The following is a 15602-nucleotide window of genomic DNA, read 5'->3' as shown; positions in this document are numbered from 1 at the left end:
CGTCCACGCCGCAGTTGTTGCTGACGATGCTGAGATCCGTCGTGCCCTGGGCGAGCAGCGCCTCGATGAGCGCGATGGGGTTGCCCGAGAGCCCGAAGCCGCCGACGGCGAGCGAAGCGCCATCCGGGATGTCGACGACCGCGCGGGCCGCCGTTGCCACCTGTTTGTCGATCACGCGTACTCCTTCGTTCCACGTTCGCCGGGGGTTGATCCCGAGGTCGGATTCGCGGTGTCCACAATCCGGACGGATTGCGCCCGATGAATCCGGTCCCTCGAACCCTCTTCCAGCCTGTCTTGCCGGCCGATCGACGGCAAACAATGACTTGCGATGTGGGTGCCGTCGCAGCTACCGTCCACATTATGGAGACCCGAGCCGTACCCGGTGCGCAGGCGATCAGCCGCGCGGCACACCTCCTGCGCCTCGTCACGGCGGCGGGCACCGTCGGTGGCTTGACGGCCGAGCTCGCGCGCCAGGCGGACCTCTCGCGCTCGACGGCGCATCGGCTGCTTTCGGCGCTGCGGGCGGAGGGCCTCGTCGATCAGGACGCGCAGACGGCGAGATGGATGCCGGGGCCCGAGCTCTACCTGATGGGAACCGTGGCCGCGGCCCGATACGACATCACCACGCTCGCCCGCGACATCGTCCGCTCACTCGCGGTCAAGACCGAAGAGAGCGCGTTCCTCTCGGTGCGTCGGGCCGACGAGACGGTCTGCCTGCTCCGCGAGGAAGGGGCCTTCCCCATCCGGTCTTTCGTCCTCAGCGAGGGGGTTCGGTTCCCGCTCGGTGTCGCCTCGGCGGGACTGGCGATCCTGGCGTTCCTGCCTGAGCACGACGTGGATGCGTACCTCGAGCGCCATCCGGACTTGGAGAGGCGGTGGGGTCCGACGCACCGGGTCGGCCCCCTGCGTAGCCGACTGACCGAGACCCGCGACCGCGGGTACGCCGTCAACCCGGGCCTGATCGTCGAAGGCAGCTGGGGCATCGGCGCCGCGGTGTTCAACCGTGCGGGGCATCCGGAGTGGGCGCTGAGCTTGACCGGGGTCGAGTTCCGCTTCGGGCCGGACCGCCTGGCCGGTCTCGGCCGCACGTTGTTGGCGCACGCACATCAGCTCTCAACCCGCATCGCGGCCGCGGGGCGCTGACCCGACAATTGCCGTGAGCGCGCGTGCCATCCGCCCGACTTCCGTCCCCACACGCGGGCAATCGGCACCGCTCGCCGTCGTGTCCCGCCGTGGGTCGTGCGGACGGAACGGATCCCGCACCTGCCGCGCGCCATGGCACGCGCCGTAGGCTGAGATCATGCGTGCCACGACGATCTATGCAGCCGGCGATGTCCGAATCGAAGAGGTGCCCGACCCCGTGCTCAGCACCGGTCGCGACGCGATCGTTCGCGTGGTCGCGGCCTGCGTGTGCGGCTCGGACCTGTGGAGTTACCGCGGCGTTCGCGCCCCGAAACCGGGCTCGCGCATCGGGCACGAGTTCGTCGGCGTGGTCGAGGCGATCGGCGACGACGTCGAGAAGGTCGCCGTTGGTGACTTCGTCATTGCGCCCTTTTACGACTGCGACATGACGTGCGTGAACTGCCGCAACGGCGTTTCGACCTCGTGCCTCGAGCACTCCTGGTGGGGCTCCCGCGATCACTTCGGCGACTTCGCCGACGGCGCCCAGGGCGAGTTCGTCCGCGTGCCGCACGCCGACGGTACCCTCGTGAAGACCCCCGAGTATCCGTCTGAGGATCTGATCCCCCACCTTCTGACGCTGTCGGATGTCTTCGGCACCGGTCACCACGCCGCACTGTCCGGCGGGGTCGGCCCCGGTAGCACCGCCGTCGTGATCGGTGACGGCGCCGTCGGCCTCTGCGCGGTCCTCGCCTCGAAGCGGCTCGGCGCCGAGCGCATCGTCCTCATGTCGCGCCACGCATCCCGTCAGGCACTCGGCCGCGAATTCGGCGCGACCGACGTCATCGCCGAGCGCGGAGAAGAGGGCATCGCCGCCGCCAAGGCCCTGTTCGACGACATCGGGCCCGACGCCGTTCTCGAGTGCGTCGGCACCCCCGAGAGCATGGACCAGGCCATCGCGACCGTCCGCCCCGGCGGCACTGTCGGGTTCGTGGGCGTTCCCGCCGAGGGCAACTCGGTGCCGGTCGGCGCCCTGTTCGGCGCCAACATCGCCCTGCGTGGAGGCGTCGCGCCCGTTCGCAACTACATCGAAGAGCTGTTGCCGGATGTCTGGAACGGCCGTCTGCAGCCGGGTCGCGTCTTCGACCTGACCCTGCCTCTGGACGAGGTCGCCGAGGCCTACGCCGCGATGGACGAGCGTCGCGCCATCAAGGTCCTGCTCAAGCCCTGATCGCGCGCGCCAGCCGGGCGATTCAGACCGCGCGAGCCCGAGGTTTCGGCCGGCGTCGCGCGGCAGGCAGTGTTCGCGCCGGGAACGGCTCTCCGACCGTGCCCGAGAGTTCGCCGAGCATCTCGACGCGAAAAACCACCTCGTCGCCGCGTCGAAGCGGTGGCGGGGTGAGCGCTCCCCCGGCAAGACCCCACAGCTCGCCGAGGCTTCCGCCGTTGCCCGTCGCCCCAGCGCACAACACATCTCCGGGCAGCACCCGGGACGCACGAGCGGCGTACGCGACGAGTTCGGGGAACGTCCAGGCCATGTTGGAGACGAGGTCCGTCCCCGTCAGCTCACCGTTCACGTACGCCTCCGCGCGGAGCGCCAGGAATCCGTCCGGCGTCGTCCGCGTTGCGACCTCGTCGGCCGTCACGATCCAGGGGCCGATCGAGGTGGCGAAGTCTTTGCCCTTCACGGGCCCCAGTCGTGCCTGCATCTCAGCGAACTGGATGTCTCGCGCCGACCAGTCGTTGGTGATCACGTATCCGAAGATCCGGGAGGCCGCTTCCTCCGGCGTGAGATCCATTCCGGACTCACCACCCAGCACGGCCGCGACACCGAGCTCGTAATCGAGCCGCTCGGTCGCCGGCGGCCGGATCGTCGCCCCCGTACCGAAGATCATGTGGCGATTACTGAAGCGAAAACGCGGGGCCTCGTACCAGGCATCGGACACATGGCCCTGGCCCGCAGCATCCGCCGTCATGCCTTCGAGGTGTTCCTCGTACGTCGCGAAATCGCGGACGGATGACGGGACCAACGGCGCTTGCAGAGTTACCTCTGCAAGCGGCACGCCAACATGATGAGCACGGGCGAACAGTTCATGCGCGTGGTCGAGGCCCTCACTCAGAACGCTCTCGACCGTGTGCGCCTCCGGGAACGCGACGACCGCGTCGTCGATGACGAACCCCTCGCCGATCGCGCCTGCGTGATCCCATCGCGCGATCTTCATGGGTTCCCCTTTTCCGTCCGCGCCGTCGCGGCTATCTGATTCATACCTTCACAAGCGGTGTGTCGGTCGAGTCGTGTCACGGAGTGGAAAGCTCGCGTGGCCCGATCGGCTCGGACCGAATGACACGCAAGACGCGCCGACCCCGATATGAAATACCCGCTGACCGGCCGTAAGCGAGCACCGCCGGGTGAGCCCGGGCATGAGAAAAGCCCCGGTAGATGGCGAGATCTACCGGGGCTTCCGTGCACCCCCTCGGACTTGAACCGAGAACCCACTGATTAAGAGTCAGTTGCTCTGCCGATTGAGCTAGAGGTGCAGAGGTCCGCCCAGGTGGAGCCGGGCGAACCGAGGGTCAACATTACCATCACGGTTACGTCACTCGCGAATCGTCCAGGCAAGCGCCGGTATCCTGGGCCCGTGACTTCCCCCACGTCGCCCGTCCCCGGCGTCGCGCACACCGATTACTCGCGTGCCGACGACCTTTCCCTCGCCCTCCGACTCGCGGATGCCGCGGCCTCCGCTTCGATGGCACGCTTCGACGCCGTCGATCTGGACGTGCAGACCAAGCCCGATGCGTCGCCCGTGTCCGAGGCCGATCTGGCCGCCGAACGCGCGATCCGAGATATCCTCGCGAACGAGCGGCCCGGCGACGGGATCCTCGGCGAAGAGTTCGGCACGACGGGCGACAGCCGCCGCCAGTGGATCATCGACCCGATCGACGGAACCGCGAACTATGTGCGCGGCATCCCGATGTGGGGCAACCTGATCGCTCTCGCGGTCGACGGGCATCCCGTCGTCGGCGTGGTCGGAATCCCCGCGATCGGCCGACGCTGGTGGGGCGCCGAGGGTCTCGGAGCCTGGACCAACACCCCCGAAGACGGCGAGCGAGCGCTGCGCGTATCGGCGATAGACACGCTCGACGAGGCCAGCGTGAGCTTCCAGAGCATCGCGCAGTGGGACGAGACCGGGCACCTCGACGCGCTCATCGCGCTGACCCGTCGCGTCAAGCGCGACCGCGGGTACGGCGATGTCTGGCCTTACATGCTGCTGGCCGAGGGGCGCCTCGAGTTCGTCGCCGAGTTCGGCGTGCAGGAATATGACATCGCCGCCGTCGTGCCGATCGTCACCGAAGCCGGCGGGCGCGTCACGTCTTTCGAGGGCGAGCAGACACTCTCAGCACGTTCCGTGATGGCGACCAACGGCATCCTGCACCAAGACTTCCTCGATTTCGTCCACTCCGCTACCCCGGGTGCCTGATCTGGACGCCATGACTCGTTCCCGCGCGTTCCACCGTTCCCGCACGGCCCTCGGCGCCGCGGCGCTCGTGGCCGCACTGGTGCTGTCCGGATGCGCTCCCACACCGGATGCTGCGCCATCCGCACCGCCGCCCAGTGCCGCCCCGAGTGCCACCCCCACGCCGACGCCCACCGCGACCGAGCCCGTCGCGCGGCCCGAAGACCTCACCTGCGAAACACTCATCGCGCCCGACGTCGTCGCGGCGTTCGTCGAGGCGGGTTGGGAACCACAGGAGGATGTCTTCCGCATCGGGTCGCGCGAAATCGCCGACGGACTGTGGTGCATCTGGGGCGCCGCCGGCGCCGTCACTGCCAGTGTGCAGATCTACGGGTGGTCCGGTATCGACCCGGCGGACGCCGAAGAGGCCCAAGCGGAACTGACCGAGGGCGGTTGGGTGGTCGAAGAATCGGCCGAGGGCGTGTACATCACCGAGAATCCCGACACGACCGTCGCGACAGACGATGACGGCTACGGGATGACCTTCCTCTTCGGCAACGGGTGGGTCGCCGTCGCCGACACGAAGGAGGGGCTGCTCGTCATCGAGCTGCCCGCCTGATCTCGGCACTGGGCCTTGCGCGCCCGCGCCTGGTCCCGGAGTCTCGAAGGGTGCGTATCACTGGACACCTACCCGAAGATGCACCCGACCCGCGCCGCGAACATGCCGCTCGAGTGCGCGAGCTTCCCTTCGCCGTCATCGGCTTGGTGGTGCAGCCGGCTCTTGAGGACTGGGACGGATACGGCCTAGAAGCGGCGGACGGTAGCCGCGGCCATTCACACGATGCCGTGAGCATCAGCTATACGCTCTGGCGCAACCCCGACGACCGCGACGACTCGGTCAACCTCGCCGAGCTCGATGAACAGACGCGGGCCTCACTCGACGTTGATCCTCCGTGGCCACGGCCGGCCTGGCTGCTCGAGATGGTCGAACGGATGCGATACCCGCTGCTCTGGGAGGCGGTTCGGACATCCTGGTACCGCGACCACAGCGAATACACGACGCTCGAGGCCCAGCTGGTACATCACACGAACCACATCCTGATGAACCGGTTCCGTGAAGAGCTGGGGCTGGAGGCGGGTCGGCCCGCCCACGAGGGTTCCTGGCGGGCCACCGAGGCGTCGGTCAACCGCGGCGCATCCGTCGTCGTCGACGGACGCGCCACCCCCGCATACGAAATCGATACCGATCCATTCGTCTATGCGGTGGGGGTGCGTCTCGGACCAGACCTCGTCGCGACCGCGGTGATCCCGCGCGAGTTCCTGCCGTACGTGAGGGTCGAACTTGCCACTCGAGGGCCGATACCCGCGTAGGGCGAACATGCGAGAGGTGCGATCTGCCTGGACGGCCCGGCTGGGCCCCTCACGCGCGACAGCAGCCCCAGCGTTCCTCTCGGATGTTCGCCCGGCAGCCCCAGCGATCCTCCCGGATGTACGCCCGGGAGCCCCAGACGCCCGCATCTGCCCTGATCAGCCCCGGCCAGCGCAAACCTGAAAGGAACGTCCACCCAAAAATAGGCCCCACACGGGAGATCCGGCGCCATCCATATCCTATATTCCTTTCAGATTTACGCACGGCCAGACCGAGCCCGGGTTACGCACCCGCCATGGGGGCGGCTGTGCGAGTCCGAGTCAGGGCGTGTCCACCGCGTCACGAGCGGCGCGTTGGGCCGCGAACGCACCCGCGATGGCCCAGCCGAGAAGCCACGCTGCACCGCCAAGCGTGAGGCATAGAGCGAGCAGCATCCGGGTGCTGAATGGCAGGCTGAACAAGCTCAACGCGACGGTGGTTGCGCCGGTGACGATCGAGCCCCACCCAGCGATCCCGGTGCTGCGGGCCGCTGCGCGTTGAGCCGGGTACCACGCGACATCCGACGAGAGTGTGAGGCCGGTCCGCACTCCGGCGATGTGGTTACGGTTCAGCGTCCCGTTGCGGCTCTTGCGCCCGAGCCAGATCATCAGCACGCCGGCCGAGACCATGACCACGCCGATCACTACGAGCACAACCGAGCCGACCTCGTTGCTGTTCACGAGTTCCCTCCATCCCTCCACGCTAGGTGCGCCTAGCCGCGGGGGCCTGACCCTCGACGGGGCACACGGACCGCGTCTGCCACGGCGCCCAGCGAGGCCGGTGAACAAGCGCCGACTCCGCCGCGGCGATGCGCTCGAGGGGCTCGCCCTCAAAGCGTGTGCTGCCTGATCGTCCTCCCGGACCGGGCCCGCTCAGCGAGTACTGCAGCCCCAACTCCGTGTCTCGCCGGATCCGTTCGGTGTAGTCGCCCGCCACGACTCTCGCGACGGTCCCCTCCAGCTCGTCCGCACACGGAGCCCAGATCTCGTCGCAGGCATCGCAGCCACACGACGGAAATCCGAAGTCATGAAGCAGCCCGGCGTGCAGGATCACCCCGGGGAACGCGGTGAAGACGAGGACCAGAGCGGCGGATGCGTCATCCCGAGGCGCCACCCGCACGGCGCGCACGACGTCGGGCTGCGGATGCATCAGCTCGGCAGCGAGCGCGAGGTCGTCCTCAACCGTCACGTCATAGGTGGCCGCGAGCCACTCGATGAGGGCATCGGTGACAACGTGCAAAGGAGCGAACCGCTCCGGATTGCTGATGACCGAGTACGTGTCGTCGGGCGGGGATCCGCCGCCCCAACGCGATCCGTAGGCGATCACGCTTCCCGCGCCATCGACGAAGGTCCGCGCCGGGATGTCCGGCCGTCGATATCCGCTCATCTCTCCACGCTACGTGAGTCGTTCCGAGGTTCGTTGGCCGGGCAGGCCGAACATCTGAGAGGAATGAACCGCTCGCCGAGGCTCTTTTGGGCCACTTCAGGGCACACAGGCCTCATTGTTCCTTTCGGATGCACGCCGCGGGCCGCCCACACTCCTAAGGTGCGGCACACGCCCGCCCGCTCACCGGCCGAGCGGCGTCCAGCCTGACGGCAGCGGCCCATCCAGATCCGCACGCTCGCGGTCGACAGCGGCCGACCAGCCCTGCGCGGAATCGACAGAGTCGAAACCGCCCCGAGCCAGGCGAAATCCCACGTCCTCGTGCGTCGCCCGCGGCGGCCCACCCCGTCGCGTTGAGGCCCGCACGCTCCATGCATCGTCCGCGTAACCGCCGCCGCGGAAGACACGGTAGTCCCCATAACGACCGGGATCGAGCAGGTCCCAGCACCACTCCCAGACGTTGCCGAGAGTGTCGAACAGGCCGTTCAGGTTGGGCAGCTTGCCGCCGACGTTCTGCGGGGTCGTCGTCCCGTCGCCGCTCGTCCAGGCGACCTCGGCGAGGGGCCCGTAGTGCGCGCCGGTCGAGCCGGCGCGGCACGCGAACTCCCACTCGGCCTCGGTCGGCAGGCGGTACCCGTCCGCATCAAGATGCCACGAGACATCCTGTCCCTCGAACGAGTACGCCGGATCGAGACCCTCCCACTCCGATGCTGCATTGCAGAAGCGGATGGCCCGCAGCCAGCTCACCTCGATCGCCGGGCGCCGCGGGTGGACGGATGTCTCGCCCAGAATCTCCGCCATCTGCTCTTCGGTCACGGCGAACACGCCGATCTCGAACGGCTCGAGATCGACGGTCCACCTCGCCTTGCGCCGGGCATCGTGGAGCGTCACACTTCCGGCGCCGATTCGCGCCAGCTCGATGTCGTCCACTAGAGGGGATCCGTCCGCCCGGGGATCAGGCCCCGGCGGAGTCGGATCCCGAGGTGGCGGTCACAGGAGCTGCGGCTGCGCCCGAGCCCTCCGCGATGCCTCGCCCGAGCGCCTGTCCCTGAATAATCGCGCTCAGGTCGAGACCGGTCGCGGCCTTCACGCTCTCGAAGGTCGCCGACAGACTCGTCGACTGCTCGCGGGCCATGTGGGTCCCGGCGGTGTCGCCACCGATCAGCGTGATGTTGCCGACCTTCTGGTAACCCTTGGCGAACTCGGCCATGAGCTGCGGCAGCTGCCCGATGATCTCCTTTGCGAGGATCGCGTCCTGGTTCTCACGGAGCGCCTCGGCCTCCGCAGCGATGGCCTCGGCGGTCGCGGTACCGCGCAGGCGAATCGACTCGGACTCGGCTTCGGCCTGCACGCGCACGGCGAGCGCATCGGCTTCGGCCTGCACGCGAACCGCGGCGGCTTCGGCGGATGCTGCTGCCTCGCGGGCCTGGGCTTGCGCGTTCACGGCGTATGCCTCGGCATCCGCGCGTTCCTGGGCGACCTTGCGCTCGGCCTCGGCGTTCTTCTGGCGCTTGTAGGCCTCGGCGTCAGCGGCAGTCTGCTGCTGGTACGCCTGGGCTTCGGCATCCGTCTGCTGCTTGTACTTGTCTGCGTCGGCGACCTTCTTGACCTCGGCGTCGAGGCGGGCCTGTGTGTTGTTGGCCTCCTGCAAGAGGACGCCCTGCTCGGCCTCGGCACGTGCCAAGTTCTCGGACTGCTCGGCGAGCGCGTTGGCGCGACCGACCTCCGAGAGAGCGGCAGCCTTGTTCTTATCGAGCGCGGTCTGCTCGATCAGGTTCGCCTCGTCTGCGGCGAGCTGACGCTTCTTGACCTCGCGCTGGGCGTCGATCTCGGCGACGTCCGCCTGCCGACGAACGCGCTGCACCTCGACCGCACCGAGCGCCGAGATGTAGTTGTTCTTGTCGGTGATGCCCTGAATCGCGAACGAGTCGAGCACCAGGCCCTGCGCGAGCAGGTCGCCCGAGATGCCCTCGGCGATCTCGTCGCTGAGCTTCTGGCGGTCCTGCATGACCTGCTCGACCGTGAGCTTCGCGACGACACCGCGCAGGGCACCCTCGAGCTGCTCCGTGGTGAAGATGACGATGGCTTCGTCTTGCGAAGCGAAACGCTCGGCCGCGCGGCGCACCTGGTCGGGAGTCGAGCCGATCTTGACGAGCGCGACGCCGGTGAGGTCGATCGTGACGCCGTTGATCGTCTGCGCGGTCGGCTCGAACTTGATTTGCCGCGAGCGCAACGAGACCTTGTCGGAGCGCTGCGTGAGCTTGTTGACGAGGGCGCCGCGACCGCTGATCACGGTCATCTTGTTGGCTTCGCCCTCGGTGCTGTCGCGGGCCTTCTTACCGACGATGACGATGGCCTCGTCGGCACGCGGCACCTGGTACCAGAGCCGGAACAGGATCAACACGATGAGGAATACGAGGACGATGACGCCGGCGCCGACGGCGAGGGCGATCAGCAGGAACAGATCCATGTAGGTGGGTCTCCTTCTTCAGGCCTGCCGCGTGCACGCCGTGATATCCAACCTATGCGTATAGGTACTTTCGCGCTCGTTCGGATATCACCCCACGGCAGCCGAGCCGCTCGCCCGGTCCCTGAGCCTGTCGAAGGGACCAGCCGTCGCGTCAGAAGCGCAGCAGGATCTTGCCCGCGCGCCCGGGCTGGTCGCTCGCGGCCGCAGCGGCCCGAGCATCCGTGAATTCGAACACCTCACCCACGGGCAAGGTGACCTCACCGGATCCGATGCGCTCAACGAGCTCGCCGAAGAGCGCGCCGCGCTTCGATGCATCCATCCACTGGCTCACCTTGCTGCCCCAGAAGCCCTTGACGGTCGCCTGCTTGAAGATGAGGTCGCCCGAGGATAGCTCGAGCTTGTCCGGCCCCATCGCTCCGAACGACACGAGCGTGCCGCCCTCGCCGAGCAGTGACAGCAGATCGCCGGCCGCCGATCCCCCGACCGAGTCGACCGCCGCGCGCGGGGCCGCGTCGCCCAGGATCTCTGCGACACGTTCGCGCCAGTCCGCGCCTCGGTCGAAACGATGTTCCGGATGCCGAGGGCACCGAGTTCGTCGACGCCCGCATCGCGCCGCACCAGGCCGAGAACGTTCACGCCACGCGCCGCCGCGAACTGCACGACGAGCTTGCCGACCGCGCCGTTGGCGGTGTTCTGCACGATCCATTCGCCCGGCTGCACATCGAGGTATTCGAGCAGGCTGAGCGCGCTGAACGGCATCGAGATCATCTGCGCGGCCGTCTCGTCGCTCACCGAGTCGGGCACGGGAACGAGTCCGGACGCCTTGGCCACGAAGTACTCGCTCCACACACCGAAGGTGCCGCCCGTGGCGACACGCTGCCCGATCTGCAGTTGATCGACGCCCTCGCCGACCGAGTCGACGACGCCGAGCGCCTCGGTTCCCGCCAGAGCGGGCAGGTCGGGCTTGAAGCCATAGGTGCCGCGAATCGTCCACAGGTCGTGGTTGTGGATGGGCGACAGCACCGTGCGCACCCGCACCTCACCCGCGCTGGGCTCGGGAATCAACCGTTCGGCGATCTCGAGGACATCGCTGGCTTCGCCGAAGGTCGTGTGGATGAGTGCGCGCATTGCGGTGCTCCTTGTGTTGCTGATGTGCTGCCGCGGGATATGCGACCCGGATGCCGGGGGCTCTGCACCCGGATCCGTGAACGCCAACGCTATGCCCGCGACTTATATGCCCCCTGATGCCCTCGCCCGTTGAGCGCGGCGCGCAGCGCCGAGTCGAAACGCCCGGGCCCCGCCGCGGCGCTCCTCAACCACTCAGGCGTATCCGCGGTCTTTGATCATGTAGACGCGACCAGCCCGAGCCCGCACCGTTCACCCCTGCAGCACCAGCGCCTCCAGCGCCGCAAGACGCGCATGGGGATCCCCCGCGATCTCGACCGTGAGGACGGGCTCACCCACGACATCCGGATCGTCGACAAGTTCCCGAAGCACCTCATCCATCCCAGACCGCAACGCGAGGTGCTCGTCACTGCCCACGTGGATCTCATCGCGCGCCGTGAGCGGGAGCAGGACCAGCAGATCGACTTTCGCCATCGCCACCGACGTCATCTGAACCGCTCTGTCGAGCAACTCGTCGTCGAGGGGCACACCCGACAGCTCGGCAGTCGCCAGAAGGTAGGCGAGAAAGTCGATCGGTCCACGCTCCGCGATGACCATCTCGCCCGGCACGAATTCATGAAGTCGCTGGGCCACGATGCGCAGTTGTGCCGCAAAAATACTCGCGCTCGGCGCGTCATCCGCTTCATCGAGTCCCTCGAACGGATCGGGCAGAACGACATACTCCGGATGTCTCAGCACAAAGTCTGAAATGAGGGTGCTCTTGCCGCTCGCATGGGTTCCCGACACCACGATGCGCATAGGCGGGACGATACCGGCTTGGTCAGCGGAAAGGATTCGGGGTATCGCTGCCCGAGGCATCCGCTGCTCCCGCGGCGTGACCCAGATCCCAGGCGTCGCCGCGCCCCTCGAGCTCGCGCGACAGGGCGTCAGCGTCGAGAATTCGCTTGGCCAGACGGACCCAGTCGCCCCAGCGCGCCTCAACGGCGGGCGCATCCTCCGACGCACGGACCGCCCACTTCTCGGGTGCGTCGGCCGGCGCGAGCGAAAGGGTGCCGGACGAGATGAGCTTGCGGCGCGGGTCGGGCATGGCGGGCCTCCAATGAGGACGGTCGGGTGCTTCGGCTGTCTCAAATCGACGCTGTATTGGCTCGCGAAGGTCGATCTGTGACAGCGGAGCCGGACCAAACAGAAAGGGGCCCGGCCCCCGCGAGCATAAAGCGCGCGGGAGCCGGGCCCCCCAACGTGCGACAACGACCAATGTGGAGATGGGGGGAATCGAACCCCCGTCCAACGCTGTGATTCTGCGCCTTCTACGGGCGTAGCTTGTGCTGACGTTCTGCTCGGCCCCTACCTTTGCCACAAGCATCTAGGTAGACAGGCCCAGCCTGAGAAAAGTCCCGCGTGACGTTCAGGCGCCGTCACACAGCAAGACCCCTAAATGACGCCAGGCTCCGTGTCGGGATCACACACGGTCTGACGGACTATCGGGCTCGCTTAGGCAGCGAGGGCGAAGTCAGTGCGCTTGGTTTCGGCACTTATTGTTTTGCAGAGATCGTTTACGAGATAACCCTGCATCCTCGGCCCGCTTCTCGCAGGTTCGCAGGCGATGTCGAAACCGATCATCCCCATGGTCCTTCTTACGAAGGGGCCGTTGTCGCACGCTGTTGAATTACCACATCCGCGTTGGCTCACACCAAAACCGGACTCCCCCAGTTTACAGCCTCCGGGCCGTCCCCGGTCTAGAGGAAACCGAGCTCCCCGCGCACGATCGAATCACCCGAGTGCCCCGGCTGACCGTCGTCGGGCTCGTTCGACACATCGACCAGCACATACTGCGACACATCGATCTCGGCCGGCACCGTGAAGGTGCCCTCGGTGCCGTCGAGCACTCCGAGGCTGACCAGCGCCGACGCATCCTTCGTGATCAACCAAACCTCGCGGTACGAATCCGGCGCCTGGTCGGCCTCGAGCTCGACCCGCACCATCCGCGTGCCATCGGGCGTCTCTTCCAGCACGGCGGCACCCACGGCTCCCGGGTGGTCGGGGAATGCGTCGAGGGATGCTGCGGCCACCTCGACCACGGCCGTGCGCTGCCCGATGGCCCACCCGCCGACGGCCACACCGGCGACAACGACCAGCGACGCCGCCAACACCCAGGCCGTAGCGAGTCCGCCACGACGCCGTCGGGGTGCGGCGTGCGCCGGTCCGGTGCGAGGAGCGGCTAAGCCCGGCTCAGCATCCGGCGCCGACAGACCGACCTCGTCGCGGATCGCGTCCCACACCCGCTCGGGCGGGGTCAGCATCTCGCCGGCGTCGATCGCCGATCGCCCGACAAGGGCTGCGTGGCGCAGCTCGCCGAGTTCGTGCTGGCAGTCCGGACACGCCGCGATGTGGGCCTCATCCGCATCCGAAGCCACCGGTTCGCCCATCGCCAACAGCGCGAGCTGTTCGGGGTCGAGGTGAGGGTCGAGGTGCGACTCATTGTTCGGGTCACGGTGCGACATCGACGGCCTCCAATCTGGTGCGCATTCGGGTCAGACTTCGGCGGATGTGGCTCTTCACGGTACCTACAGGCATATCGAGTCTGGCTGAGATCTGTTGGTGGGTGAGGTCGTCGAAGAAGGCGAGTCGCACGACGGCCCGAGCATCCGGTTCCAGTCGTTCGATCTCCTGCGCCACGAGCAGGGTTTCGGCCAGGTCGACGGATGGTGCGGCCACCAGGTCATCCGGATGTGTCACCCGTTCCAGCTGCTCCTGCAAACGCCTGACCCGGGCGCGAGCCTCGTGCGTGTCGGCGATGCGGCGCTTCGCGATCGTGATGATCCACGTTGCCAGGGCGGCCTTTGCGGGATCGTAGGATTCGCGTCCGGTCCAGGCAGCGACGAAGGTCTTCTGCGTGACGTCCTCGGCATCCGAGGTGTCCGCGAGCGAGCGGAGTGCGAGTGTGTAGACGACCGGCGACCAGCGCCGGTACACCTCTTCGAGCGAGCGCTCATCTCCCGCGCGAAATCTCGCGTCGAGTGACTGTTCAGGATCGGCATCCATGCCGTTGACCTTTCGGATGTGACGCGCGGCGCCGCGGGTCGTTCGCCCGGTCATGCGATCGGCCGGGCGATGGCGACCACGTTATCGCTGTACGAGCGCGTGGCCGCATCAAAACTGCCGCCGCACGTGATCAGCACGAGGGCGGGGGCACCGTCGCGAACGAAGAGCTGCTCGGTCGGCAACTGCGACCGCGGATAGTAGGTGACGCTTTCGACGGCGTAGCGCGTCATCCCTCCGTCTTCACTTTCGACCTGCACCTCGGTTCCTGCCGCGAGATTCCGCAGGTTCGACAGCGGACCGATTCCGTAGACGCGCGAATCGACGTGAGCCGCAAGGACGGTATGGCCGGCGCCCTCGGCGGGGTACGCACCGAAGCGATACCAGCCGGCGACCGTCGGCTCGGGCGGCAGCTCCATGAAGCCGCCGTCCTCGATGCCGACGGGCCGGATCGACATGTCGATCGATGCTGACGGCACCTGCACGCGCACGGGGGCGACGGGATCGACGACCGGCGGAACCGCACTCGAGGTGCGCGGCACGTCGACCACGGCGGTCAGCGCCGGGGTGGGAGTGGGGGTTGGGGCGTCGCTCGCCCCCGCGTCCGGGAGTTGGGCGGGGGCGAGCGAACATCCCGTCAGGGCGAGCAACAACACCGCGATGATGAGTGGGGGGACTCGGTTCATCGTGATGCTCTCCTGTTGCTCGCCCTATCGGATGTCAGCCGCGCGAGCGGACTGACCGGAAGCCCATGGCGGCCGCGACTGCCGCACCGAGGGCCAGGATGATACCGATGCCCCAGACGATCGGCGCGGGGCCGTTCTCTGCGACAAGACCGGCCGAGCCCGAGTTGACGCTGTCGGGCGACGAGTGCAGGCCGGTGATGGTCTGCACGGCGAGGGCAAGGTTCGCATCTGCCGCGCTACCCCAGGCGTAGACGATCGTGAGAACGCCTTCCTGAACGTCGACATCGGCGGGCCCGATCACGGGGTCGGTCGTACCGGCCAGCGCCACAGAGGCGGGGACCACACCGGCGGCCAGGTTCAGCGTCGCCTCGTTCGGGTTGGTGAGGTCTTCGACGACGGGGGTGCCACCGGCGAGGATGTCGACGGCCGGGGCCGCGGCGACGTGACGAACCGTCAGACGACCCTCGCCCGCGGCGGTCGTGCTGATGTCGTTGGTGAACAGCGTCGCCGTGGGTGCGCCGGCCTCGTCCAGGTGCGCCACGGCGGTGTAGCTGGTGTTCGCGGCGAGGGTGAGGGTGATGGGTCCGATGACAGGGGCGCTGTCATCAGCGGCATCCGGAGCCGTGATGGCCACCACGTAGTCGCCCGCGGGCAGATCGAGGGGGCCTGCGAGGTCACCGGGCTGGAAGTCGTCGAGCGTGAGGTCGCCGTTGACGTAGACGTCGACCGGGGTGTCGGGTACGGCATGAAGCACCGAAAGATCGGCGGTGGTTGACGAGATCGCGCTCGCGGGGGTGATGAATCCCACGGCGGCGACGACACCGACAGCGATGCCGGCAGCGATTGTCTTGCGCACGTTGTCCTCCTTCACGGGCGCGAGCTTTTCGTGTCGCGCGTCAGAATGTTTGGCAGGG

General features: G+C 67.7%; 18 protein-coding genes, 1 tRNA gene, 1 other RNA gene and 1 pseudogene. 5 read left to right on the top strand and 16 right to left on the bottom strand.

Annotation, left to right across the window (positions count from 1 at the left end; translation table 11 throughout):
- The coding region (locus MIC448_RS06710) for a CoA-transferase (protein ID WP_036297631.1) at nucleotides 1–175 on the bottom strand (175 nt) is incomplete at its 3' end.
- A 185-nt stretch (nucleotides 176–360) separates the two neighbouring features.
- On the opposite strand from MIC448_RS06710, the gene MIC448_RS06705 reads away from it, so the two are divergent.
- Together MIC448_RS06705 and MIC448_RS06700 are read left to right on the top strand one after the other, a co-directional pair.
- On the top strand, nucleotides 361–1143 hold the full coding sequence (locus MIC448_RS06705) for an IclR family transcriptional regulator (RefSeq protein ID WP_036297629.1): 783 nt from the start codon (nucleotides 361–363) through the stop codon (nucleotides 1141–1143).
- Between the two features lie 157 nt (nucleotides 1144–1300).
- Nucleotides 1301–2350: a zinc-dependent alcohol dehydrogenase family protein gene (locus MIC448_RS06700; RefSeq protein ID WP_036297627.1), complete on the top strand. Its 1050-nt coding sequence runs from the start codon at nucleotides 1301–1303 to the stop codon at nucleotides 2348–2350.
- Between the two features lie 22 nt (nucleotides 2351–2372).
- Here MIC448_RS06700 and MIC448_RS06695 read toward each other — a convergent pair whose 3' ends face one another.
- Both MIC448_RS06695 and MIC448_RS06690 read right to left on the bottom strand, forming a co-directional pair.
- Nucleotides 2373–3341, bottom strand: coding sequence for a fumarylacetoacetate hydrolase family protein (locus MIC448_RS06695; RefSeq protein ID WP_036297625.1), 969 nt, complete (start codon nucleotides 3339–3341; stop codon nucleotides 2373–2375).
- 243 nt (nucleotides 3342–3584) lie between these two features.
- A tRNA-Lys gene (locus MIC448_RS06690) sits at nucleotides 3585–3657 on the bottom strand.
- Nucleotides 3658–3758: 101 nt separating this feature from the next.
- Here MIC448_RS06690 and MIC448_RS06685 point away from each other — a divergent pair.
- From MIC448_RS06685 to MIC448_RS06675, 3 genes are read left to right on the top strand one after another with little or no spacing between them, the layout of a single operon-like run.
- Nucleotides 3759–4598: an inositol monophosphatase family protein gene (locus MIC448_RS06685; RefSeq protein ID WP_036297623.1), complete on the top strand. Its 840-nt coding sequence runs from the start codon at nucleotides 3759–3761 to the stop codon at nucleotides 4596–4598.
- Nucleotides 4591–5193, top strand: coding sequence for a hypothetical protein (locus tag MIC448_RS06680; RefSeq protein ID WP_158497524.1), 603 nt, complete (start codon nucleotides 4591–4593; stop codon nucleotides 5191–5193). The genes MIC448_RS06685 and MIC448_RS06680 overlap by 8 nt, the downstream gene beginning before the upstream one ends.
- Nucleotides 5194–5243: 50 nt before the next feature.
- Entirely contained in the window at nucleotides 5244–5945 is a 702-nt protein-coding gene (locus MIC448_RS06675) for a hypothetical protein (protein WP_036297621.1), read from the top strand.
- A gap of 318 nt (nucleotides 5946–6263) precedes the next feature.
- Here MIC448_RS06675 and MIC448_RS06670 read toward each other — a convergent pair whose 3' ends face one another.
- The 13 genes and pseudogenes from MIC448_RS06670 to MIC448_RS06615 all read right to left on the bottom strand — a co-directional run bounded on the left by MIC448_RS06670 (nucleotide 6264) and on the right by MIC448_RS06615 (nucleotide 15544).
- Nucleotides 6264–6662 (bottom strand): SdpI family protein, encoded by a 399-nt coding sequence (locus MIC448_RS06670; RefSeq protein WP_144237998.1) that lies wholly within the window; start codon nucleotides 6660–6662, stop codon nucleotides 6264–6266.
- 22 nt (nucleotides 6663–6684) lie between these two features.
- Entirely contained in the window at nucleotides 6685–7368 is a 684-nt protein-coding gene (locus tag MIC448_RS06665) for a DUF6226 family protein (RefSeq protein ID WP_051513272.1), read from the bottom strand.
- Nucleotides 7369–7548: 180 nt separating this feature from the next.
- On the bottom strand, nucleotides 7549–8295 hold the full coding sequence (locus MIC448_RS06660; protein ID WP_036297617.1) for an SUMF1/EgtB/PvdO family nonheme iron enzyme: 747 nt from the start codon (nucleotides 8293–8295) through the stop codon (nucleotides 7549–7551).
- Between the two features lie 25 nt (nucleotides 8296–8320).
- On the bottom strand, nucleotides 8321–9835 hold the full coding sequence (locus MIC448_RS06655; protein WP_036297615.1) for an SPFH domain-containing protein: 1515 nt from the start codon (nucleotides 9833–9835) through the stop codon (nucleotides 8321–8323).
- A gap of 151 nt (nucleotides 9836–9986) precedes the next feature.
- A complete protein-coding gene (locus tag MIC448_RS16610; RefSeq protein ID WP_306342093.1) occupies nucleotides 9987–10541 on the bottom strand; it encodes a zinc-binding dehydrogenase in 555 nt (184 codons plus the stop codon).
- 149 nt (nucleotides 10542–10690) lie between these two features.
- Nucleotides 10691–10963 (bottom strand): annotated as a pseudogene (locus MIC448_RS16605) (alcohol dehydrogenase catalytic domain-containing protein); the annotation flags it as partial.
- 249 nt (nucleotides 10964–11212) lie between these two features.
- Nucleotides 11213–11758, bottom strand: a complete 546-nt coding sequence (locus MIC448_RS06645; RefSeq protein WP_036297613.1) for an AAA family ATPase — start codon at nucleotides 11756–11758, stop codon at nucleotides 11213–11215.
- A gap of 22 nt (nucleotides 11759–11780) precedes the next feature.
- Complete coding sequence (locus MIC448_RS06640) at nucleotides 11781–12047, bottom strand: hypothetical protein (RefSeq protein WP_036297611.1); 267 nt, start codon at nucleotides 12045–12047, stop codon at nucleotides 11781–11783.
- 170 nt (nucleotides 12048–12217) lie between these two features.
- Nucleotides 12218–12587: a transfer-messenger RNA gene (gene ssrA, locus MIC448_RS06635) on the bottom strand.
- Nucleotides 12588–12699: 112 nt separating this feature from the next.
- Nucleotides 12700–13464, bottom strand: a complete 765-nt coding sequence (locus MIC448_RS06630) for an anti-sigma factor (protein ID WP_051513270.1) — start codon at nucleotides 13462–13464, stop codon at nucleotides 12700–12702.
- Nucleotides 13451–14059 carry an RNA polymerase sigma factor gene (locus tag MIC448_RS06625; RefSeq protein WP_036297609.1) on the bottom strand — a complete coding sequence of 203 codons (609 nt, stop codon included), beginning with the start codon at nucleotides 14057–14059 and terminating at the stop codon, nucleotides 13451–13453. Before MIC448_RS06625 ends, MIC448_RS06630 begins: the two co-directional genes overlap by 14 nt.
- Complete coding sequence (locus MIC448_RS06620) at nucleotides 14056–14688, bottom strand: class F sortase (RefSeq protein WP_036297608.1); 633 nt, start codon at nucleotides 14686–14688, stop codon at nucleotides 14056–14058. Before MIC448_RS06620 ends, MIC448_RS06625 begins: the two co-directional genes overlap by 4 nt.
- A gap of 34 nt (nucleotides 14689–14722) precedes the next feature.
- Nucleotides 14723–15544 (bottom strand): DUF4397 domain-containing protein, encoded by an 822-nt coding sequence (locus MIC448_RS06615; RefSeq protein WP_036297632.1) that lies wholly within the window; start codon nucleotides 15542–15544, stop codon nucleotides 14723–14725.
- Nucleotides 15545–15602 lie beyond the last annotated feature (58 nt).

Origin of the sequence: Microbacterium sp. C448 (genome assembly GCF_000582705.2) — a bacterium.
Taxonomy (GTDB): Bacteria; Actinomycetota; Actinomycetes; order Actinomycetales; family Microbacteriaceae; genus Microbacterium; species Microbacterium lacus_A.
This window is presented reverse-complemented; position numbering and strand designations above follow the sequence as displayed.

What these genes read in the sequence shown, in the direction of transcription:
- MIC448_RS06705 (WP_036297629.1), top strand. Translation starts at nt 361, where the DNA reads ATGGAGACCCGAGCCGTACCCGGTGCGCAGGCGATCAGCCGCGCGGCA.
- MIC448_RS06700 (WP_036297627.1), top strand. Translation starts at nt 1,301, where the DNA reads ATGCGTGCCACGACGATCTATGCAGCCGGCGATGTCCGAATCGAAGAG.
- MIC448_RS06695 (WP_036297625.1), bottom strand. Translation starts at nt 3,341, where the DNA reads ATGAAGATCGCGCGATGGGATCACGCAGGCGCGATCGGCGAGGGGTTC.
- MIC448_RS06665 (WP_051513272.1), bottom strand. Translation starts at nt 7,368, where the DNA reads ATGAGCGGATATCGACGGCCGGACATCCCGGCGCGGACCTTCGTCGAT.
- MIC448_RS06655 (WP_036297615.1), bottom strand. Translation starts at nt 9,835, where the DNA reads ATGGATCTGTTCCTGCTGATCGCCCTCGCCGTCGGCGCCGGCGTCATC.
- MIC448_RS16610 (WP_306342093.1), bottom strand. Translation starts at nt 10,541, where the DNA reads ATGGATCGTGCAGAACACCGCCAACGGCGCGGTCGGCAAGCTCGTCGT.
- MIC448_RS06645 (WP_036297613.1), bottom strand. Translation starts at nt 11,758, where the DNA reads ATGCGCATCGTGGTGTCGGGAACCCATGCGAGCGGCAAGAGCACCCTC.
- MIC448_RS06640 (WP_036297611.1), bottom strand. Translation starts at nt 12,047, where the DNA reads ATGCCCGACCCGCGCCGCAAGCTCATCTCGTCCGGCACCCTTTCGCTC.
- MIC448_RS06630 (WP_051513270.1), bottom strand. Translation starts at nt 13,464, where the DNA reads ATGTCGCACCGTGACCCGAACAATGAGTCGCACCTCGACCCTCACCTC.
- MIC448_RS06625 (WP_036297609.1), bottom strand. Translation starts at nt 14,059, where the DNA reads ATGACCGGGCGAACGACCCGCGGCGCCGCGCGTCACATCCGAAAGGTC.
- MIC448_RS06620 (WP_036297608.1), bottom strand. Translation starts at nt 14,688, where the DNA reads ATGAACCGAGTCCCCCCACTCATCATCGCGGTGTTGTTGCTCGCCCTG.